Origin of the sequence: Streptomyces sp. TP-A0356, from assembly GCF_001417775.1 — a bacterium.
In the GTDB taxonomy this organism is placed as follows: Bacteria; Actinomycetota; Actinomycetes; order Streptomycetales; family Streptomycetaceae; genus Streptomyces.
Genome location: NZ_BBZJ01000032.1, coordinates 40,672 through 62,014 on the forward strand (window position 1 = coordinate 40,672; position 21,343 = coordinate 62,014).

Genomic DNA, 21,343 nt, shown 5'->3' on the forward strand with positions numbered 1-21,343 from the left:
CGGGGGCCGCCGTGTTCAAAGTGACACCACAAATTTCTGGGAAGAGGTGTGAAAGGCCAGGCGCCTGGGCACCCATTTCTCCGCCAAGGGGACATACGGCCACCACCCCGGAGAGACGCAGGTCACAGCCATCGGAGGCTTCACTTCCGGGTGCCGCTTGATCGTCGTGTGAAAATTTGGCCTGACTTCGATGGAGGAATTGTCGAGACCGCGGGCGGGTGCGGCCGAATTCAGCCGCGGTTTGCCATGACTGGCCCGTTTTCACCGAGTTCTACGGATTCCCCCATTTACTCCGAGGGTCGCTTTCCCGTGCCGACAAGTCCGCACGGCCCGCTGTTCCCCCGCCGCGTCAGGCGCGGGTCAGTGCGGCCCGGCGGCGGTGGCGGGCCACGCGTTCGCGGTTGCCGCACACCTCGCTGGAGCACCAGCGGCGGCGGCGCCCACGCGACGTGTCCAGGTAGACGAGGGGGCAGTTGTCGCCCTCGCACTGCCGCAGGCCCGCCCGGGCCCGGGGGTCCGTGAGCAGCTCGATCGCCTCGCGGGCCACCGCGGCCAGCAACTCCCCGCAGTCCGGCCGCGCGCGCAACCGCCGTACCAGCCCGCCGTCCTCCGCACGGACCGCGCACGGCACCGGCGGCGCCTGCCGCGCCACCGCGTTGACCCACGCGAGCGCTTCGTCCGCCGGCTGCCCCGCCAGCTCCCCGCCCACCAACTGGCCGATGTTCCACCGCAGTTCACGAAAGGCCGACAGCCACCCCGCGTCCACACCCGCCAGCGGCGTACCCGCCGGCACCAGCCCGGCCCCGGCGATCCACGCCCGCAACCGCTCCGCCGAGTCGAGCCGTTCCCCGGGATGTGTCGTCGCCAGCAGGTCCAGGCAGATCCGACCGGAGTCGAAGCGCAGCTCGTACGGGGCCGTGGCCGTGCCGGATGCCATGTGCCTGTCACCGCCTTGGAGTTGCCGCCGCGAGCGGCGGCCGGTGAGGTCCGCCGAGGGGACATGTCAGCGCAAGAGTGCGGGGGTTCGTACCCCCGTTCGTACCCCTACAGTGCCCGCCCTCACACACCCCGGGAAGGCCCCGGGCGCCCCCGCCTCCACCATGGACGCCCGCTTGTGCGGCCGCCGCGCGTCCCGGCGATGTCTCCGCGCCGACGCCGTTCCCCGCCCACCTCCGCACTCCGCCCGGCAGACGCGGGCCGACGCCGTGTCAAAGGGCTCACGCGTCGGCGTACTTGGAGTCCGTGGCCGGGTCGAGCGCCAGCCGGTAACCACGCTTGACGACCGTCTGGATCAGCTTGGGCGCCCCCAGCGCCGTACGCAGCCGGGCCATCGCCGTCTCCACGGCGTGCTCGTCCCGTCCGGCGCCCGGCAGCGCCCGCAGCAGCTCGGACCGGGCGACCACCCAGCCCGGCCGCCGGCACAGCGCGCGCAGCAGGGACATACCGGCGGGCGGTACGGGCCGCAGCGTCCCGTCCACCACCACGGCGTGACCCCGGATCTCGACCCGGTGGCCGGCGATGGGCAGCGTACGGGCCCGGGCGGGCATTTCCTGGCACAGCAGCTGGACGAGCGGTCCGAGCCGGAAGCGTTCGGGATGGAGGGTGTCGACGCCACGGGCCTGGAGCGGCAGCGCGGTGACGGGTCCGACGCAGGCGGGCAGCACGTCGTGGTGCAGGGCGGCCAGCAGTTCGGGCAGCAGCCCGCGCTTCTCGGCGCGGGAGAGCAGGGACGCGGCGGCGGGCGCGCTGGTGAAGGTGAGCGCGTCCAGGCCACGGGTGACGGTCGCGTCGAGGAGACGGTCGACGGGCGCGATGTCCTCCGGCGGCATCCACCGGTACACCGGCACCCCGACGACCTCGGCGCCCCCGGCCCGCAGCGCCTCCACGAAGCCGGGCAGCGGTTCGCCGTGCAGCTGGACGGCGATGCGGCCGCCGTCGACGCCCTCCTCCAGCAGCCGGTCGAGGACCTCGGCCATCGACTCGGAGGTGGGCGACCACTCCTCGGTCAGCCCGGCGGCCCGTATCGCGCCCTTGACCTTGGGGCCGCGCGCGAGCAGCCGCACCCCGCGCAGCGTGCCGAGCAGGTCCTCCCCCACCCCCCAGCCGTCGGCGGCCTCGATCCAGCCGCGGAAGCCGATCGCGGTGGTGGCGACCACGATGTCCGGCGCCCGGTCGATCAGTTCCTTGGTGGCCGCGAGCAGCTCACCGTCGTCGGCGAGCGGCACGATGCGCAGGGCCGGGGCGTGCAGGACGGCCGCGCCCCGCCGCTGAAGCAGGACGCCCAGCTCGTCGGCCCGCCGCGCGGCCGTCACACCCACGGTGAATCCCGCGAGCGGGCCGTGTTCTGGTCGCTGCTGGTTGTCGTACATGGCCCCGTCCCGCACTCGAGTGGTCGTACCGGTCGGACCGGTCGTGCCTGGATGCCGATCGAGCCTGTCAACGGCGCATGACGGACTCGGTTCGGCCGCATGTCACCGGTGTTACCGATCCCGCTCCGGACACCGGAGCACCGGGCGGACCCCCAGGTTCCGGCCGCGGGTCCGAGGGTGGTCCCCCGGGGCGGACACGGACTCACACCTCCGCGTAGCCGAGCTGCGGCTGCGCCTCCGAGGCGGCGGCTTCGGCCCGAGCCTCGGCGCCGGGACGGCGAAGGTATACGGCCCAGGTGACCGCGAAGGCCACGGCGTAGAAGGCGAGGAAGGCCACGAAAGCGCCCGTGCCGGAGCCGTAGGAGAGGAAGGACTGGCGGAAGGCGAGGTTGATGCCGACGCCGCCGAGCGCGCCGACGGCCCCGATGAGTCCCATGGAGGCCCCGGACAGCCGCCGGCCGTAGGCCGCGGCCTCCTCGCCCCGGAGTCCCCTGGCGACGGCCTTGGCCTGGAAGATCCCGGGGATCATCCTGTACGTCGACCCGTTGCCGAGCCCGCTGAGCACGAACAGCACCACGAACACGGCGACGAACAGCGGCAGCGACTTCCGCATGCCCGCCACGACCAGGACCCCGGTCGCGGCGGCCATGGCCACGAAGTTCCACAGGGTGATCTTCGCGCCGCCGTAGCGGTCGGCCAGCCGACCGCCGACCGGGCGGACGAGGGAGCCGAGGAGCGGGCCGATGAAGGTGAGGTACGCCGCCTGGAGCGGGGTCCGCCCGAACTGGTTCTGCAGCACCTGCCCGAAGGCGAAGCTGTAGCCGATGAAGGACCCGAAGGTGCCGATGTAGAGGAAGGACATGATCCAGGTGTGGATGTCCTTCGCGGCGTCCCTGGCGGCCCCGGTGTCGTTGCGCACGGACGCGATGTTGTCCATGAACAGGGCGGCGAGGACGGCGGCGACGACGACGAGGGGGATGTAGACACCGAGCAGCACCCGCGGACCGCCGCCGGCCCCGATGATGGCGAGCGCCACCAGCTGGATGACGGGCACGCCGATGTTGCCGCCGCCCGCGTTGAGCCCGAGGGCCCACCCCTTCTTCCGCAGCGGGAAGAAGGCGTTGATGTTCGTCATCGAGGAGGCGAAGTTGCCGCCGCCGATGCCGGCGAGCAGTCCGGTCCACAGGAAGGTGGCGAAGGAGGTGCCGGGGTGCATGACGGTGAACGCGGCGATCGTCGGGATCAGCAGCAGGCTCGCGGAGATGATCGTCCAGTTGCGCCCGCCGAAGACGGCGACGGCGAAGGTGTAGGGCACGCGCACGACGGCGCCGACGAGCGTGACCATGGAGGTGAGCAGGAACTTGTCGGCGGGGCTCAGCCCGTACTCGGGGCCCATGAAGAGCACGAGCACCGACCACAGGGTCCAGACCGAGAACCCGATGTGCTCGGAGAGGACGGAGAAGACGAGGTTCCGCCGGGCGGTCTTCTCCCCGGTCTCGGCCCAGAATGCCTCGTCCTCCGGGTCCCAGTGCTCGATCCAGTGGCCTGACCTGCTCGATGCGGGGGCTGTGCTCGGGGCCGTCATGGCGCCTCCACGGTTGTCCGGTGCCCGGGTGTCGTACGCGGTGATGAGTCCCGAAGGTAGGGAGAGCGCGTTACCGCCCTGTGGCTGCCAGTGACCGGAAGGGAACGTTGCTCTCACGCGGCGCCCGGGGGCGCGGTGAGGGAAGCGCGAGCCGTGGGGGCTGCTGCCGAGACCGGGGGCCCTGGGCCTGCGCGGCGCGCATCCCGCGCTCGGCGACAGCGGCCTCACCTGGCTGACTCTCGGCCGAGCCGTATCGACTGCCGGACCACACGTCGGTGCTGCTGGCCGGTGGCTCCGTCCAGGACGGTCTGCCGGCGTCCGATCACGCGGTCCGGCTCGCGGTCCACCGGCCCGCGGGGCCCAGCCCACGTCCTCCCGCAGTCCCGAGCACCCCGGCCCCCCGGGGCTGTCCGGCACCGTACCGGCTCCCCGGACAGGCCCGGGTCCCGCCGTCGCCGCCCCGTCCTGACAGGCCCGGGTCCCGCCGTCGCCGAACCCGTCCTCACGGGCCGTTCATGACGAGCGCGTCCCCGGCCGGGATCCACCCCCCGTCCGGCGGCCTCAACCACCCGCCCGCCTCCCCCAGTTCGACGGCCGCCCGTCGCAGCGCGTCGATTCCGGGATGCGTCAGGCCCTTGCGCCACACCAGCGACACGGGTGACAGCGGAACCGGGTCGACCAGCGGCCGCAGGACCGTGCGCGGCATGGGCGGGAAGTCCACCACCGCGAGGATCGGGTTCCCCTTCTTCGCCATGATCCGCTGGAATTCCTCCACGCCGACGGCCAGCGGTGCGGGCGGGGCGATCCGTATGCCGCGGTCCTCGAAGAGTCGGCGCGCGAGGTCCGTCCACTCCGGCGTCCGGGGGTTCCCGGCGCCCGCGTACACCGTCTCACCGGTCAGTGCGGACAGCGGCACCTCCGGGAGCGCGGCCAGCGGGTGGCCTTCGGGCAGGACGATCGCCATCCGCTCGTACCGCACCGGCTGCTGGTCCAGCCGCGCCCGGACCGCCGGGTCGAGCCCGGCGAACCGTCCGAACGACGCGTCCAGGTGCCCGGCGAGCATCTCGGCCGCGGCCCCGGTCAGCCCGCTCTCGTAGCGGGCCATCAGCTCGATGTCCGGGACGAGTTCACGGGCCCGGTCGAGGACCCGGATGCCGAACAGCCCCGGACTGTTGACGTCCACGAGCAGGGGCCGCTCCGGGTCACCGCCCCGCCCGAACGCGGTCAGCAGCGCGCTGTGCGCGTCCAGTACGCGGCGGGCGTGCGGCAGCAGACGCGCACCGTCCGGGGTCAGGGCCACCTGCCGGGTCGTACGGACGAACAGCTCGGCGCCCAGCTCCCGTTCCAGCCGGCGGATGTCACGGCTGAGCGCCTGCTGGGCCACGTACAGGCGGGCCGCGGCGCGCGTGAAGTGCAGCTCCTCGGCGACGGCGAGGAAGGAGCGGAGCAGGCGGGGGTCGACAGCTGCGGCGGGCATCCGGCGAACCTACAACCGAGGTGCGTCAATCGCCACGGAGCAGGTGTTGGACCGGGGGTCGGCGGGCGGGCGACGGTTGGTCCATGCCGCAGCCGACCTCCGACCGAGCCGCCCCGCCCCTTCTCACCGTCACCCAGGACGCCTTGGTCGCCGCGGACTTCACCCCGCGCCGCGGACCGGCCGACCCTTCACGAGAGCCGCACCGCCGGCGCATCCGCGACTCACGCGAGCCGCGCCGTCCCCTGAGCGCCGCACACAAGCCGCACCGCCGTCCGGCCTCCGCCTCACGGAACCCCTACCGCCGTCTCTTCGCCCTCCCCGGCGCCCTCGCCTTCACCGTCGGGAACCTCATCGCCCGTCTCCCGGCGGGCATGTTCGGTGTGAGCGCGGTCATCATGATCGCCGGGTCCCGGGGGTCGTACGCGCTCGCCGGTGCCGTCACCGCGACCGGCCTCGCGGCGACGGCCGTCGTCGCGCCCTGGATCGCGCGCCTCGTCGACCGCCACGGCCAGGCCCGCACAGCGCTACCGGCCACGGCGTTCGCGCTGCTCGGGGGCCTGGCCCTGGTCCTGTGCGTGCACTACGACGCCCCGGACTGGACCCTCTTCGCCGCCTATGCCGCCACCGCCACGACCCCCAACATCGGCGGCCTGTCCCGTGCCCGCTGGGCCCACCTTCTGCGCACCGACCCGGCGGCCCTGCACACCGCGAACGCCTTCGAACAGGCCGCGGACGAGCTGTGTTTCATGCTGGGCCCGGTGCTCGCGGCCTTCCTCTGCGGCACCCTCTTCCCGGAGGCCGGCTCATTGACCGGCGGCGTCCTGCTGATCACGGGCATGGCGCTGTTCGCCGCCCAGCGCGCGACGGAACCGCCGCCGTCGCAGCCCACCAGGACGCGGTCCCCGCTCCGCGCCCCCGGGATGCTCCCGCTCCTCCTCGGACTCTGCGCCACCGGGGCGATCTTCGGTTCGATGGAGGTCGTCACCATCGCGTTCGCGGACGCACAGGGCCACAAGTCGACAGCCGGCCTGGTCCTCGCGCTCCAGGCGGCCGGATCGTTCGCCGCCGGTCTGCTGTACGGCGCGCTGAAGCCGTCCGGCCCCGCCGAACGCCGCTACCCCTGGTGCCTGGCCGCCATGGCCGGCCTGATGAGCCTGCCCCTGCTCGCGGCCCGCGCCACCGGTTCCCTCACCGCCCTCGCCCCCGCCCTGCTCCTGGCGGGCATGGCCACCGCCCCCACGATGGTGACCGCGATGACCCTGGTCCAGCGGCGCACCCCCGAGGGCCGGCTGAACGAGGGCATGACCCTCGCCGTCACCGGCCTGATGGCGGGCGTCGCCTGCGGTTCCGCCACCGGCGGCTGGGCGGCGGAACACCTCTCCCCGACGACCGGCTTCACCGTGCCGGCCGGCGCGGCGGTCCTGGCCCTGCTGATCGCCACCGCCCACAGGTTCGCCGTTCGGGCAGCTCGGCCCGCGCCTCCCCGGCGACCTGCCGGTCACGGCCCTCTGTAGCCGAGCCGATCACGATCGCCGGTACGGCAACGGCAAAGGCCCCGCTGCTCGCAAGCAGCGGGGCCTCGCCCACATGGGTTGGGGAGATCCGAGGACCTCCCCGATCGTGGAGATGGCGGGAATCGAACCCGCGTCCAACGGTGCGGAACCAGGGCTTCTCCGTGTGCAGTCCGCTTCGCTTTTCTCGGCCCCGGAGATCACGCGAACAAGTCTCCGACGGGCCCAGTCACTGTTTGGTTTCCCTCTTCACCCCGTGACCGGGATCAAGGTTTAGTTCCCTAGCTGATGCCAGGATCCGGGTCGGGAACAGCCCCGGGCTGACACTCCCTGTTTAGGAGGCTCGCTCTTGCTGCCTATCAGGCAGCGAGGGCGAAGGCCTGCTGGGAGGAATCGCGCTTGGTGTTGGCGATTATTGTTTTCGGCCTGTGGTTTACGAGATCATGGCCGCTTCCTCGACACGCTTCCCCTGCTTCGACAGCCGCTGTCGAAACCGATCATCCCCATGTTGATTTTTCAATGCGCACACCGGCTGCGCGGTGCGTGGGCCATCCTACGTGACCGACGCACCCCGGTGCCAGCGTATTCCCGGCGGTCACTCCACCGTGGTACCTGGTTCAACAGCGCCGGACGCCGGGGCATTCCCGCTCAGGCCCGCTGCTTGCGCCGGGCCGCCGAGATCGCCCGAGCCGCCTCGCGGCGGTCCTGCTGCTCACGGAGCGTCTGCCGCTTGTCGTACTCCTTCTTGCCCTTCGCCAGCGCGATCTCGACCTTGGCGCGGCCGTCCTTGAAGTACAGGGCCAGGGGCACGATCGTGTGACCCGTCTCCTGCGACTTGGACTCCAGCTTGTCGATCTCCGCGCGGTGCAGCAGCAGCTTCCGCTTGCGGCGGGCGCTGTGGTTGGTCCAGGTGCCCTGGCTGTACTCCGGCACGTGCACGTTGTGCAGCCACGCCTCGTGACCGTCCAGCTGCACGAAGCCGTCGACCAGCGAGGCCCGCCCCTGACGCAGCGACTTCACCTCGGTACCCATGAGGACCAGACCGGCCTCGTACGTGTCGAGGATGTGGTAGTCGTGCCGCGCCTTCTTGTTCTGCGCGATCAGCTTGCGCCCTTTTTCCTTAGCCATAGTGCCGACCATTTTCGCACTGTGGAGGGGTTCCGGGGGAAGCCGATTACGGTGGTGCGACGAGTGCCGTCACACAGGGCGCCAGAGGTGTTACGGTGCGTCGCCCATGCCGCTGAGCACCGTCTCGGCCCGCTCCAGCACCCCGTCGTCGGCCTCCAGGTCGGGGGTGATGCCGCGGCCGTCGACGCCGTGGCCCGAGGGGGTGCGGTAGTGCCCGACGGTCAGTTCCGCGACGGAGCCGTCCGGGAGCCGGCTCGGCATCTGGATCGAGCCCTTGCCGAAGGTGCGGGTGCCCACGACGACCGCCCGGCCACGGTCCTGCAGGGCGCCGGTGAGCAGTTCGGCCGCGCTCATCGTGCCGCCGTCGACGAGCGCGACCAGGGGTCTGGCGGTGTCGCCGCCCGGGTCGGCGTGCAGGGCGCGCTGGTCGCCGTCGACGTCGTACGTCGCCACGAGCCCCCCGTCGAGGAAGACGGAGGCGGCGGTGACGGCCTCGGTGACCAGACCGCCGGAGTTGCCGCGCAGGTCGAGGAGGATCCCGGCCCCCCGGGGCGCGCCCGCGACGGCGCTGCGCACGCGGTCGCCCGAGCCCTTGGTGAAGGCGGCGATCTTGATCATGGTGATGCCGTGGGCGAGCCGTTGCACCGTGACCGAGTCGGTGGACAGCCGGGCGCGGCGCACCACCTCGGTCCATGTGCGCGAGCCGCGCTGCAGACCGAGCCGGACCCGGGTTCCGGCGGCCGCGTCGCCGCCGTCGCCGCGCAGCAAGGAGACGACCTCGGTGACGGGCCTGCCGCCGACGTCCTCGCCGTCGATACTGCGCAACCGGTCGCCCGCGCGGATCCCGGCGGCGGCCGCGGGCGAGCCGGGCTGTACCCGGGTCACCTCGATCCGGCCGTCGCCCTCGCGACGGGCAGACAGCCCGACGCCGGTGTACTGGCCGTCGAGGGCCTCTTGCAACTCCTGGTACTCGCCCTGGGAGTAGACGGCGCTCCAGCGGTCGCCGCTGCGGCTGACGGCGCGCTGCGCGGCCTCCATGGGCGACTTGCCGTCGGCCATCGCCTTCGCGGCGGCCTCGGTGACGTCGTCGTGGTGGGCGGCGGGGGCCGGCTCGGCCGAAGGGGTCTTCCGGACGGATTCGTCGAACGAGCCGGTCGCGGCCCCGGCGACGAGGACGCTCGCGAAGACCAATGTCAGGGCCGCCCCGTGGCGGATGCGACGGGGCTGACAGAACGGGTCACGGCCTGACATGCCGGTGAGTCTAGGACAAGGCAATGGGCCGCACGGGCGGTTGCCCGTACGGCCCCATTGGCATGCGTCACACCTTCAGGTACTTGCGCAACGCGAAGAATGCCGCCAGCGCGGGCATCAGCAGGCTCGTGGCGAGTATCAGCGGCAGCTTCGTCAGGACGGCGTCCCAGCCGATGAAGTTGATCAGATTCAGCTTGTGGGACAGGTCCAGGCCGTGGTCGATGATGAAGTACCGCGCGGTCAACAGGAATCCACAGGCGACCGTGCCGCCGATGAGGCCGGCGACGGCCGCCTCCATGATGAACGGCGCCTGGATGTAGAAGCCGGAGGCGCCGACGAGGCGCATGATGCCGGTCTCACGACGACGGCTGAACGCGGAGACGCGCACGGTGTTGACGATCAGCATCAGCGCGACGACCAGCATCATCGCCATGACCGCGCGGGCGGCCCAGTTCATGCCGTTCAGCAGCCCGAAGAGGTTGTCCAGGATGCCCTTCTGGTCCTGCACCGACTGCACACCGGCACGGCCGTTGAAGGCGCTCGCGATGACCTGGTACTGCTCCGGGTTCTTCAGCTTGATGCGGTACGACTCCTGCATCTGGTCCGGAGTGACGGAGCTGGCCAGCGGGGAGTCGCCGAACTGCTCCTTGTAGTGCTTGTAGGCGTCGTCCTGCGACTCGTCGGTGACCTTCTGGACGACCGACGTCATCTTGTTCAGGTCGGCGAGGATCTGCTTCTTCTGCTCCTCGGTGACCGCGCCCTTGGAGCAGTTGGGGTCGGACTCCGCGTCGCTCTTGTTGCACAGGAAGATCGAGACGTTGACCTTGTCGTACCAGTAGCCCTTCATCTGGTTCACCTGGTCGCTCATCAGCAGCGAACCGCCGAACAGGGCGAGGGAGAGGGCCACCGAGACGATCACCGCGAAGGTCATCGTCAGATTGCGGCGGAGACCGACACCGATCTCCGACAGAACGAACTGCGCGCGCATGGCGTCTGCTCAAGCCTTTCCGTGGAACTCAGTGCTGGTAGCCGTAGACGCCGCGCGCCTGGTCGCGGACGAGGCGGCCCTTCTCCAGCTCGATGACGCGCTTGCGCATCTGGTCCACGATGTTCTGGTCGTGGGTCGCCATCACCACGGTCGTGCCCGTCCGGTTGATCCGGTCGAGCAGCTTCATGATGCCGACGGAGGTCTGTGGGTCGAGGTTGCCGGTGGGCTCGTCGGCGATCAGCAGCTTGGGCCGGTTGACGAAGGCCCGCGCGATGGCGACGCGTTGCTGCTCACCACCGGACAGCTCGCCGGGCATCCGGTCCTCCTTGCCGCCGAGCCCGACGAGGTCGAGCACCTGCGGCACGGACTTGCGGATCTCGCCGCGTGACTTGCCGATGACCTCCTGCGCGAAGGCCACGTTCTCGGCGACCGTCTTGTTCGGCAGGAGCCGGAAGTCCTGGAACACCGTCCCCAGCTGGCGGCGCATCTGGGGCACCTTCCAGTTGGAGAGGCGGGCGAGGTCCTTGCCCAGGACGTGCACCTGACCGTGGCTGCACCGCTCCTCGCGGAGGATGAGCCGCAGGAAGGTGGACTTTCCGGAGCCGGAGGACCCCACGAGGAACACGAACTCGCCCTTCTCGACCTCCAGGGAGACATCCCTGAGGGCCGGGCGGGTCTGCTTGGGGTAGACCTTGGAGACGTTGTCGAATCGGATCACGGATACACCACGGGCCGTTGGGGTAGGTGAGCGTGACCATACGCGACGCGGGTGTGGGAGCGCAGTCGGCGTACGGAGTTGCGCGAGGCTTGCACCTTTTGTCACGCCTCCGAAGGGATGTCGAGCGGCCTCGACGGGCGGCTTCCGGCCTCTTTCGCACCTCGGTCGCGCCAGAGCGGCGGATGATACGGCGAGCCGCGCCTAAATCGACGGAACCTGGCACAGTGGAGTGGGGAACGGTTGCGTTCCCGGGAACGTTGTGTACGTGGAAGCGGCACAAGGAGGGCGAGGCGCATGACGTACGACCGATTGGTGTGCGCGAACTGCGCGGCGCCCGTGAGTGAGGGTCGCTGCCCCGTCTGCCGCGCGAGTCGGGAGCGGCTTCAGCAGGAGAATCCCTGGTCAGGGCTGAATCCTACGGCGCTGATCGTGCTCTTGGCCGTGCTGATCGCGGCGGTGGCGCTGCTGGCGCACCAGACGGCGTAGGTCCGCGTCCGGGACGGCGTGGGGCCGCGTCGGGACGCCGTGGGAGCGCGTCCGGACGGCGCGGGAGCACGTCCGGACGGCGCGGGAGCACGTCGAGGGCGCAGGACCGTACCGGACGGGGCGGGACGGCGGGACGCCCCCAGGGGCGGCAGGGCCCCGTGGGGCCCACAGGGGACGGGGACGGGTCGGACGGCGGGACGCCTGGATCCAACCGAGGAGCGGCGGGCGCCGCGGCTCGCGCATCGCGTACGGAAAAGGCCCGGGGCAGTTGCGCCCCGGGCCTTCTCACGCGCTTCTCACGCCCCTGTACGGGGTCGTACGCCCCTGGATGGGTCGTACGCCCCTGGATCAGGCGGCGGCTCCGCCGCGACCGTTGATCAGGCGCGGCAGCATCCGGAAGCCGATACCGCCGGCGATCATCGTGGCGGCGCCGACCAGCAGGAACGTGGTCTGGCCGGCACCCGTCTCGGCCAGCTGCTTGCCACTGCCCTGAGCGGACGTGCCCGAGTTCGAGGTGCCGGAACCGGTGTCGGTCAGGCCCGAGGAACCCTTGCCCTGCTGAACGGGGTGGTTGCCGCCGTCGGGGTTGGTGTTGTCACCGCCGGTGCTGCCGCCACCGCTGCTGGCGGTCGGGGCGGGGCTCTCCGTGGGCTCGGTCGGCTCGCCGCTGGGCTGGGACGGGCCGGTCGGCGGCGTCACCGGGGCCGACGGGGTCCCGGGGTCGGTCGGCGGCGTCACCGGGACCGACGGGGTCCCGGGGTCGGTCGGCGGCGTCACCGGGCCGGAGGGAATTCCGGTGGCCGGAGGAGTGGTCGGGGCGTCGGTGCCGACGTTGACGCCGACGTTGACGCCCGCGCCGCTCTCGCCGGCGCTCGCGCCGATGCTGATGTCGAGCGCCGAAGCGGCACCCGCGGCGGTCAGCGAAGCGCCGGCGGCGATCACCGCACCGGCGGCTATCCGCGCCACCCGGATCCGCGTCTTCTTGGTCATCTGCCTGCTACCCCCAGTAGCTGATCGTCGAATGGTGCAGCGCACGGGGCCACGGCGTCGGAGACGGCTGTACTGGAGCCCCCCGGTTCACATGCGCCCCAGAGATACGCATGCCGCCGTTCACCTTTCCCAGTTTTCACAGCAACGTCAAGGTCATTGCGTACGCGATGTCCGGTGGCGCGTCTTTTGTGGGAGAAGCAGGACTGTGAGTGTGATGTAAAACCCGGACATCGGGCGACGGAAAAGGCAACCGCCCCTGATGGAGGGGCAGTTGCCTTGTCGACAAAGCGCCGTCTGGGCGGCGTGCGATGTGCTGCTCTCCGGCCGTGGCGTCCCTGCTTGCCGCCGGTTACTTCTCCTGCTGCTTGCGCCAGCGAATCCCGGCTTCGATGAACCCGTCGATCTCTCCGTTGAACACGGCCTCGGGGTTGCCGACTTCGTACTCGGTCCGCAGGTCCTTGACCATCTGGTAGGGGTGCAGGACGTACGAACGCATCTGGTTGCCCCAGGAGTTGCCGCCGTCGCCCTTGAGGGCGTCCATCTTGGCCTGCTCCTCCTGCCGGCGCCGCTCGAGCAGCTTGGCCTGCAGAACGTTCATCGCGGTGGCCCTGTTCTGGATCTGGGACCGCTCGTTCTGGCAGGTGACGACGATACCGGTGGGGAGGTGCGTGATACGCACGGCCGAGTCGGTCGTGTTCACGCCCTGACCGCCGGGGCCGGAGGAGCGGAACACATCGACCCGCAGGTCCGACTCGTCGATCTCGACGTGGTCGGACTGCTCGACGACGGGAAGGATCTCCACACCCGCGAAGGAGGTCTGCCGCCGCCCCTGGTTGTCGTACGGGGAGATCCGGACGAGCCGGTGGGTGCCCTGCTCCACGGAGAGGGTGCCGTAGGCGTACGGCGACTGGACGGCGAAGGTCGTGGACTTGATCCCGGCCTCTTCGGCGTACGACGTCTCGTAGATCTCGGTCTTGTAGCCGTGCTGCTCGGCCCAGCGCAGGTACATGCGCTGCAGCTTCTCGGCGAAGTCGGCGGCGTCGACTCCACCGGCCTCGGCGCGGATGTTGACGAGCGCCTCACGGGCGTCGTACTCACCGCTGAGGAGCGTGCGCACCTCCATCTCGTCCAATGCCTTCCTGACATCGGCGAGCTCGGCCTCGGCCTCCGCCCGGGTCTCCGGGTCGTCCTCGGCCTCGGCGAGCTCGAAGAGCACACCGAGGTCGTCGATCCGGCCACGCAGGGTCTCGGCCTTCCTCACCTCGGCCTGCAGGTGGGAGAGCTTGCTGGTGATCTTCTGCGCCTCGTCCGGGTTGTCCCACAGGGACGGCGCGGCCGCCTGCTCCTCGAGCACGGCGATGTCTGCCCTCAGCTTTTCGAGGTCCAGAACGGCCTCGATCGACTCCATGGTCGAGGAGAGGGACTTGAGCTCTTCGGATACATCGACGACTGCCACGCATCCAGCGTAACGGCTCCGCCGGACAGCCAAGGCCGGGTGACCGCCGGTTACGGAAGCTCCCGGGGGTGCGGTGCGCCTCCGGGGGCTGCCGCCCCGGGACGCACGTCCACCGGCCTGCACGGGCCGGTCCTCGAACGCCGGACGGGCTGGTAGCGCCTGACCAGGGTGATGAGGCGCCCCGGCCGCCGCCACGGTTCCAGGACCCTAGGGCGACGCCGGGGCCGAGTTCTTCGTGTCGGAGGGCCGGGTGCCGTCGTCACCCGACGTGGCCAGCCACGCGCCGACCCCGATCGCCGCCAGCAGCGCCGCCGTCACGGCACCCAGGGCGATCCGGCGACGGCGGGCCTGGGCGCGGTGGCGGGCCGAACCGGGGCGGGGGGCGCCCGTCGCCCGGGGCGCGCGGGCCGTGCCACGAGCGCCGCCCGCCAGCTCGTCCGGCGCCGGTACCCGCATCGACGTGTGGGTGTCCCGGTTGGAGTCCGGCTGCGCCCCCGGCACCAGCGGCACCGCCCCACGGCGCACCCGCACCGCGGCGGGGTCGCCCGGCGCGGCCGCCTCGTACGGCTCCTCGGCGGACTCCGCCTCCGGCTCGTCGACGTCCAGCGGCGGCATCCCGGCCAGCAGCGGCAACTGCTCGCGCAGCCGTGCCGCCAGTTCCGACGCCCTCAGCCGCGACGCCGGCGCCTTCGCCAGACACTGCACGATCAGCTGCCACAGCTCCTCCGGGATGCCGGGCAGGGGCACCACGGTCTCCGTGACATGGCGGCGCAGCACCGCGCCCGGGTGGCCGCCGCCGAACGGCGTGAAGCCCGCCAGCAGCTCGTACAGCACGGTCGCCAGCGCGTAGATGTCCACCGCCGCCCTCGGCGGCAGGCCCTCCACTATCTCGGGCGCCAGGTAGTCGGGAGTGCCGATGATCTTCGTCGCCCGGGTGCGGCGCGGCGAATCGATCAGCTTCGCCACACCGAAGTCCGTCAGCAGCGCCGGGTGCGCGCCGCCCGGGCCCAGCGGTCCCTGCATGTCCAGCAGCACGTTCTCCGGCTTCACGTCCCGGTGGACCACCCCGGCCGCGTGTGCCGCCGCCAGTCCCTCGGCCACGTCCGCCACGATCGCCACCGCCGCCTCGGGCGCCAGACGGCGCTCGCGGTCCAGCCGGGTGCGCAGATCCGTCCCCCGGACCAGGTCCATGACCAGCGCCAGGTCGTTGCCGTCCACGACCAGGTCGCGTACGGAGACCACATGCGGGTGGTCGAGCCCCAGCAGCGCCGTGCGCTCCTGGACGAAGCGGCCCACGAGCTCCTGGTCGGACGCGAGGTCCTCCCTCAGCAGCTTGATGGCGACGGGCCCCTCCGGCCCCTCGCCCAGCCACACCGTGCCGGCGCTCCCCCGTCCCAGGATCTGGTTCGCGGTGTACCGGCTGCCGATCTTCCGTGCCAAGACTGCTCCTACTGGGGACGCGAGTTGCCGACGCTGCGCCGTTCCGGGGCCGTGACGTCAGCGGCCGACGCCGCGCGCGCCCGAAACCCCGGTCGACAAAACTACGCGTCCGGAGGGGCAACCTTCACTGCCGAGACGGAAATCACCCGTCAGATGTCGACAAATCCCCAAGCTCGCAGGGTCCTTGGGCCGACGGGCCCGGCCGTCACTTCCCGTTGAGCTTCCCGATCCACCCGCTGACCTTGCCGAACCAGTCGCCCAGCATCGTCCAGTACGACTTCGTCGTACCGATCCAGTGCTGCAGCGGACTGAACTCCCACACCAGCCACCCGGCGACGAACAGGATGAGGAGCGTGAACAGGCAGCCCTTCAGACAGCCCAGTCCCGGGATCTTCATCGGGTTGGCACTGCGCTGCCGCGGCGGCCGGGGCTCGCGCGCCGGACGCGGGGCCGGCTGCTGGGGTGCGGGCGCGTGACGCTGCGGCTGCTGCTGCGGAGCGGGCGCGTACTGCTGCCGCTGGGGCGCGTACTGCGGCTGCTGCCGTGGCCGGCCGTACCCGGGGGCGGGCTGCTGCGGGCGCGCCACCTGCCGCTGCGGGCGGCGGCGCAGCGGGTCCTCGCCGGGGTCGAGGTAGGCCTGGACCTGCGTCTGTTCGTTGCGGTCACGGGCCGCGCGCAGCTGGCTCTGCCAGGGGTGCGGCTCCTCGGCCCGCGGCTGCCCGCCGGGCTCGTGCGGCGGCACCGGCGGCAGCACGGCCGTCGGGTCGGCGGCCCCGTTCCTGGGCAGGACGGCGGTGGGGTCCGCGGCGCCCGGCGAGGTGTGCGGCAGGACGCTGGTCGCCGCGTTCGGGTCGTACCCGGCCGCGCCCTGCGGCAGGACCTGCGTCGGGTCGGCGGAGCCGGGGACGGCGGCCGGGGCCGGGTCCGGCGCGAGCAGCGCGCCCACCCCGTCCGCGGCGGCGATCTGCGCGGAGTTCGCGTGCACGCCGACACCCTCGGCGACGACCCGCAGCGCCCGCGCCAGGTTCTCGGCGCTGGGCCGCTGCGCCGGGTTCTTGCGCAGGCAGCGCTCTATGACCGTCCACAGCGGTTCGGGCACCGTCGAGGGGCGGCGCGGCTCGGCGCTCAGGTGCTGGTGGAGCACTTCCAGGGCGGAGCCGCCGGAGAACGGGGGGCGCCCGGTGACCAGCTCGTACAGCAGGATGCCGGCGCCGTAGATGTCGACGGCGGAGGTCTGCGGGCGGCCCTCGGCCGACTCGGGGGCCACGTACGCGGGCGTGCCCACGAACTCGTGCGTACGGGTGAGGCCCGGGGAGTCGGCCAGCCGGGCGATGCCGAAGTCGGTCAGCATCGGGTGCATCTGGCCGTCGTACTGCTTGAGCAGGACGTTCGCCGGCTTCAGGTCACGGTGGACGACGCCGTCGGCGTGGCTCGCCGCCAGAGCGTCGGCGATCTGCGCGGTGAGCAGGGCCGCGGCGACCGGCGTGAAGGGACCGTTCTCGCGCAGGTAGCGGTGCAGGTCGGGGCCTTCGACGAGGTCCATGACCAGCGCCAGCAGATCGCCCTCGACCACCAGGTCGCGCACCCGCACGATGTTCGGGTGGGTCAGCCTGAGCAGGACGGACCGCTCCCGCAGGAACCGCATGACGATGTCCGCGTCGCTCGCCAGCTCTTCCTTGAGGACCTTGATCGCCACGGTCTCGCCGGGCTGGCCCGCGACGGCAGCCTCGGCGCCCGCGGCCTCACGCTGGCGGGCTCGCCAGACGGTGCCCGTGGCGCCGCGTCCGAGCGGCTCCTCGAGCAGGTACTTGCTGCCTACCGGCCGCACGTCATGCGCTCCCTGCTGCTTGCTTGTCTGGTCGGTCCACCGTTCTGGAGGTGTTCCGACCCACTGTAGTGCCGCAGAACCTGGCACCGGGCTGTCGACGGCCTGTGCGTCCGCGGCCGCTTCGCACAGCCGTGGACGTCGGCGGGCACATCGCCGTTCCCGTCTCCGTGCGCCGTCCCCCCGGGGGGCCGCGCGTGATGTCCGTTGCTTCGCATGTCTGGTGTACGTACGAGGTTCCCGTACGTGTTCGATGAGAAGACGCTCGCTTCGGTTCACTCGGTTGCCAGATCCGGGCGTGACCGATCTCAAGCGGACCCCCGCGGAGCACTGGTCAGGCACTTTTACGGGCAGAGCCGACCAATCAAGATCACTTGGCGCCGGGCGGCGGGCGCACTGTCGGTGGCAGGTGCGAGGATGCATCCCGTACTGGCCGATGTGCTCGTGTGCGGTGGGGGAAGTCGCGGTGGGGACCGCGGCGCGGCCCCGTCCCCGTCCCCGGGCGCCGCGCAGAAGGGACCGCTGACGGCGATGCAGATCCGGCTGACCGTCCTAGACCCGCTGGGCCCGCCCCCGGAGTCACGGGCGCGCGCCGCGAGCTGCGACGTGCTGGTCACCGCGCCCGCCGGGACGGCGCTGGCCGCGGTGGCCTCGGGCCTGGCCTCGGCGGTCGGCGGAGGCGACGGTCCCGTCGTGCTGTACGCGGGCGCGGAGCGACTGGACGCACAGCGCTGCACGCTCGGCGAGCCACCGCTGCTGGACGGTGCGGTGCTGACCCTTGGCGCCCCGGCGGAACCGGGCCCCGAGCCCGACGAGGACGCGGCCCAGCTGCACGTCGTCGCGGGCCCGGACGCGGGCGGCGTCCATCTGCTGCACGGCGGCGTGATCCGCATAGGCCGCTCCGCCGACGCGGACGTCCCGCTGGACGACCCGGACGTCTCCAGGCTGCACTGCGCGATCACCGTCGCCGCCGACGGCCGTGTCTCGGTCGCCGACCTCGGCTCCACGAACGGCACCGTGCTGGATGGCAGCCCGGTGACCGACCGACCGGTGCGCTTCCCCCGGGGAGCGCTGCTGCGCCTGGGCGAGTCGGCCCTGCGGCTGGCCCCGCCCGGTGGCCCGGGATCCGTGGCGACGGCACCGGACGGAGAGGGGCATGTGCGGGTCCTCGGTGCACAGGACCCGGAAGGCCCGGCGGGTCCCGCGCCAGCCGCGGCCGTGCCGCACGCGCGCGCGGGAGGCCTGACGGAGCCGGGAAGCGTCAGGGGTGCGGGAACCGCCGCGGCCTCCGGTGTGGACGGCGGCGCCGCAGCGGGGCACCCCTCCCTCGATCGGAGCCCGTCCCGGGGAGGACAGGGCTCCGTGCCCGGCCCTCGGGAGGGGCGTTCCGCGACGGAGGACCATGCCGGGCGATCCACCGTGTCCGGGCTCCCGTCCGGGCTGCCCTCCGGGCTCCCCTCCGCGGACACGCAGCACGGCTTCGGCGTCACCGGCTGGGGCGCCTCCGGCGGGGTGGCTCCGGAGGCGCAGGAGCACGGGCCGCTGGAGGCGCCCTCCCCCGAGGGCCCGGTGGACGAGGGCACGGCGGACCAGGGCCCGGTGGACGAGGGCACGCGCAAGGGCACCCCGCCACGTGGCACGGACGTGCCGCCGGGGGTGCGCAGGCGCGGCTTCACCGCGTGGGCGCGACGGCTGACCGGGGGCCGCGGCGACCAGGGCGGCACGGACCGCATCGCATACGACGACGCCGGTGCGCGGGCGCCCGCGCCCTCCTCCGCCACCCGGGCACCGGAGAAGTGGCCGGACCCCGCGGCGCTGCTGCTGACCGCGCTCGGTCCCGGGCCACGGCTGTGGGAGCGGGGCCCCGGTCACCCGGAGGCCCTCACCGTGCGGCTGGGCACGGCCGACCGGGCCGCGCCGGACGGGGCGCTGCTGCCCGCCGTGCCGGTGACGGCCGGGCTGCGCGAGGTGGGCGCGCTCGGTCTGGCGGGGCCCCGGGCCCGGCTGGCCGGGCTGACCCGTGCGGTGGTCGCGCAGCTCGCCGCGCTGCACTCCCCCGACTCGCTGGAGCTGGTCCTGATCAGCGCCGACCGCTCCCGGGCGCTGGAGGAGCGCACGGCCGACTGGTCCTGGCTCGGCTGGCTCCCGCATCTACGCCCTGGCCACGGCCAGGACTGCCGGCTCCTGCTGGCCTACGACCGCGAACAGGCGACCGCCCGCACGGAGGAACTGCTCCGCCGCCTGGAGGACCATCTGACCGACCCGGTCGGCCACGGGGCCGGGGACCGTACGCCCGGGAGGGGACGCCCCGCCGACACGAGGGGTACCAGCCCTTGGGCACCGTCTGCACCTTCCGCGCCTACCACCGCTTCCGCACCATCGGCATCATCGGCATCCTCCATACCGGCGGCACCCCATGACGCTTGCGAACCTTCCCTGCGAGGTGCCGCCCACCGCCCCTCGTGGGCGCGGGACGAGGACCCGGCGGACGGCGCCTTCCCGGGGCCGTACACCGTGCTGGTCGTGGACGGCGACCCCGGTGGCGCCGATCTGCGCGAATCCGTGGTGCGGCTGGCGCAGGAGGGGGCGCGGGCCGGGATCCATGTCGTCTGCCTCGCCGACGCGCCGGCCGCCTCGCCCGCCTCGCCGGTGACGGAGACCTACGAGGCGGCGTGCGCGGCCTCGCCGGTGTTCCGGGAGTGCGGAGCCGTCGGGCTGCTCTGCGGCGATGTGGCGACGGCGCTGCGGCTGCTGCGGATCGCGCCGTCGGAGGGCGCGGACGCCGCGCGGGCGCCCCGCGCCCCGGTGGGGAACGGCACGGTCGCCGCCGTGGACGCGGTGTCCCCGGCGTGGGCGGAGCGGTTCGCGAGGGCGCTCGCCCCGCTGCGCACGGACGGCGGCGGGGACCGGCACGCACGCGTGTCGGCACCGTTGCCCCAGGCGGCGCGGCTGCTGGACGAGCTGGGACTGGCGCGGGCCACCCCGGCCTCGCTGATGGCGCGGTGGGCGGACGCGACGGACGACTTGGAGTCACGGGGCGGACGCGCCTGGGCAGTACTCGGCGCCGGGCCGCGCGGCCCGGTGTCCGTGGACCTCGCCGCCGAGGGTCCGCATCTGCTGCTGGAGGGGCCGCCCGGCAGTGGTCGTACGGAGTTGCTGCGCTCCATCGCCGCGTCGCTCGCGGCGGCCGAGCGCCCGGACCGGCTGGGGATCGTGCTCGTCGACGGCCGCGACTGCGGGGCGAACGGCGGCACCGGCGGGGACGGCCTGCGGGTCTGTACGGACCTGCCGCACGTGACCACGCACCTGGCGGCCAACGACCCCGTGCGCATGCGGGAGTTCGCCCAGTCGCTGAGCGCCGAGCTGAAGCGGCGGGCCGAGCTGCTGGGCCGGCTCGGCTTCGCGGAGTGGCACACCCGGCGCGAGGTGTCGGGCCGGATGGTGCCGCAGCGAGCGGTGAGTGCGGCCTCGGGCGATCTCGATGCACCGCCGAGCACGACGCTGCGGCTGCGCCCGGCGGCCACGCGGCAGCGGACGGAGGCGGGGCCGCCGCTGGCACGGCTGGTCGTGCTGGTCGACGACCTGGACGCGCTGCTCTCCCCGGCGCTGGGCTCGCCGGGCCGCCCGGCGGCCGGATCGGTCGTACGGGCGCTGGAGGCGGTGGCCAGGGACGGGGAGCGGCTCGGGGTGCACCTCGTGGCCGCCGCCGGCCCGGGCGGACGGACGGCCCAGTGGGAGCCGACCCGCACGGCCTCGCTCCGCATCACCCTGGAGGCGGTGTCGTCCGGCCCGGACGAACCGGCGCCGGGGCGCGGGAAGTTGACGCGGCCGGACGGCAGGGTGACGCCCTTCCAGAGCGGGCGGATCACCGGCCGTATCCCCCGCACGGCGACGCTCCGGCCCACGGTCGTCCCCCTGGAGTGGCACCGTATGGGCGATCCCCCGGCCCGCCGCCCGGTGCGCGAACTGGGCAACGGCCCGACGGACTTGGCCCTGCTGGCGAGCGCGCTGGAGCGGGCGGCTCGGTCGGTGTCGGCGACGGAGGTGCCGTCGCTGTTGTAAGGGGTCCTTGCACTATGCCCGCCCCTGCCGGGCCGGGGCTCGGCCACGCTGCTCACC

Annotated in this window: 15 protein-coding genes and 1 other RNA gene; 3 read left to right on the forward strand and 13 right to left on the reverse strand. The window is 72.7% G+C overall.

From position 1 onward, the window contains the following. Nucleotides 1–349: 349 nt before the first annotated feature. The 4 genes from ASC56_RS32135 to ASC56_RS32150 form a co-directional block, all read right to left on the reverse strand. The gene (locus ASC56_RS32135) at nt 350–937 is read right to left on the reverse strand and encodes an ABATE domain-containing protein (protein WP_055495116.1); all 588 of its coding nucleotides are present in this window, start codon (nt 935–937) and stop codon (nt 350–352) included. Between the two features lie 280 nt (nt 938–1,217). Next, complete coding sequence (locus tag ASC56_RS32140) at nt 1,218–2,369, reverse strand: uroporphyrinogen-III synthase (protein ID WP_055495117.1); 1,152 nt, start codon at nt 2,367–2,369, stop codon at nt 1,218–1,220. A 202-nt stretch (nt 2,370–2,571) separates the two neighbouring features. Continuing rightward, on the reverse strand, nt 2,572–3,954 hold the full coding sequence (locus tag ASC56_RS32145; protein WP_055495118.1) for a NarK/NasA family nitrate transporter: 1,383 nt from the start codon (nt 3,952–3,954) through the stop codon (nt 2,572–2,574). A gap of 502 nt (nt 3,955–4,456) precedes the next feature. Further along, a complete protein-coding gene (locus ASC56_RS32150) occupies nt 4,457–5,431 on the reverse strand; it encodes a LysR family transcriptional regulator (protein WP_055495119.1) in 975 nt (324 codons plus the stop codon). Between the two features lie 83 nt (nt 5,432–5,514). Here ASC56_RS32150 and ASC56_RS32155 point away from each other — a divergent pair, with 83 nt between their 5' ends. Then, nucleotides 5,515–6,945, forward strand: coding sequence for an MFS transporter (locus ASC56_RS32155; RefSeq protein ID WP_055495120.1), 1,431 nt, complete (start codon nt 5,515–5,517; stop codon nt 6,943–6,945). A 104-nt stretch (nt 6,946–7,049) separates the two neighbouring features. Here ASC56_RS32155 and ssrA read toward each other — a convergent pair. The 5 genes from ssrA to ftsE all read right to left on the reverse strand — a co-directional run bounded on the left by ssrA (nt 7,050) and on the right by ftsE (nt 11,027). Further along, nucleotides 7,050–7,447, reverse strand: a transfer-messenger RNA (tmRNA) gene (gene ssrA / locus ASC56_RS37320). A 143-nt stretch (nt 7,448–7,590) separates the two neighbouring features. After that, on the reverse strand, nt 7,591–8,070 hold the full coding sequence (gene smpB / locus ASC56_RS32160; RefSeq protein ID WP_055495121.1) for an SsrA-binding protein SmpB: 480 nt from the start codon (nt 8,068–8,070) through the stop codon (nt 7,591–7,593). Between the two features lie 90 nt (nt 8,071–8,160). Further along, nucleotides 8,161–9,321: a S41 family peptidase gene (locus ASC56_RS32165; protein WP_079102845.1), complete on the reverse strand. Its 1,161-nt coding sequence runs from the start codon at nt 9,319–9,321 to the stop codon at nt 8,161–8,163. 67 nt (nt 9,322–9,388) lie between these two features. Then, nucleotides 9,389–10,309: a permease-like cell division protein FtsX gene (gene ftsX / locus ASC56_RS32170; RefSeq protein ID WP_055495123.1), complete on the reverse strand. Its 921-nt coding sequence runs from the start codon at nt 10,307–10,309 to the stop codon at nt 9,389–9,391. Nucleotides 10,310–10,337: 28 nt separating this feature from the next. Next, nucleotides 10,338–11,027 (reverse strand): cell division ATP-binding protein FtsE, encoded by a 690-nt coding sequence (gene ftsE / locus ASC56_RS32175; RefSeq protein ID WP_004000799.1) that lies wholly within the window; start codon nt 11,025–11,027, stop codon nt 10,338–10,340. 294 nt (nt 11,028–11,321) lie between these two features. Here ftsE and ASC56_RS32180 point away from each other — a divergent pair, with 294 nt between their 5' ends. Then, nucleotides 11,322–11,513, forward strand: coding sequence for a hypothetical protein (locus tag ASC56_RS32180; protein ID WP_055495124.1), 192 nt, complete (start codon nt 11,322–11,324; stop codon nt 11,511–11,513). A 348-nt stretch (nt 11,514–11,861) separates the two neighbouring features. Here the strand turns inward: ASC56_RS32180 and ASC56_RS32185 are convergent, their stop codons facing one another. The 4 genes from ASC56_RS32185 to ASC56_RS32200 form a co-directional block, all read right to left on the reverse strand. Further along, a complete protein-coding gene (locus ASC56_RS32185; RefSeq protein ID WP_055495125.1) occupies nt 11,862–12,503 on the reverse strand; it encodes a hypothetical protein in 642 nt (213 codons plus the stop codon). A 349-nt stretch (nt 12,504–12,852) separates the two neighbouring features. Then, nucleotides 12,853–13,959 (reverse strand): peptide chain release factor 2, encoded by a 1,107-nt coding sequence (prfB, locus tag ASC56_RS32190; RefSeq protein WP_055495126.1) that lies wholly within the window; start codon nt 13,957–13,959, stop codon nt 12,853–12,855. A 207-nt stretch (nt 13,960–14,166) separates the two neighbouring features. Continuing rightward, nucleotides 14,167–15,399 (reverse strand): serine/threonine-protein kinase, encoded by a 1,233-nt coding sequence (locus tag ASC56_RS32195; RefSeq protein ID WP_055495127.1) that lies wholly within the window; start codon nt 15,397–15,399, stop codon nt 14,167–14,169. A 205-nt stretch (nt 15,400–15,604) separates the two neighbouring features. Then, a complete protein-coding gene (locus ASC56_RS32200) occupies nt 15,605–17,227 on the reverse strand; it encodes a serine/threonine-protein kinase (RefSeq protein ID WP_055495128.1) in 1,623 nt (540 codons plus the stop codon). 528 nt (nt 17,228–17,755) lie between these two features. Between ASC56_RS32200 and ASC56_RS32205 the strand changes: the two genes are divergently transcribed. Then, nucleotides 17,756–21,286 carry an FHA domain-containing protein gene (locus ASC56_RS32205; RefSeq protein WP_055495129.1) on the forward strand — a complete coding sequence of 1,177 codons (3,531 nt, stop codon included), beginning with the start codon at nt 17,756–17,758 and terminating at the stop codon, nt 21,284–21,286. Nucleotides 21,287–21,343: the final 57 nt, after the last annotated feature.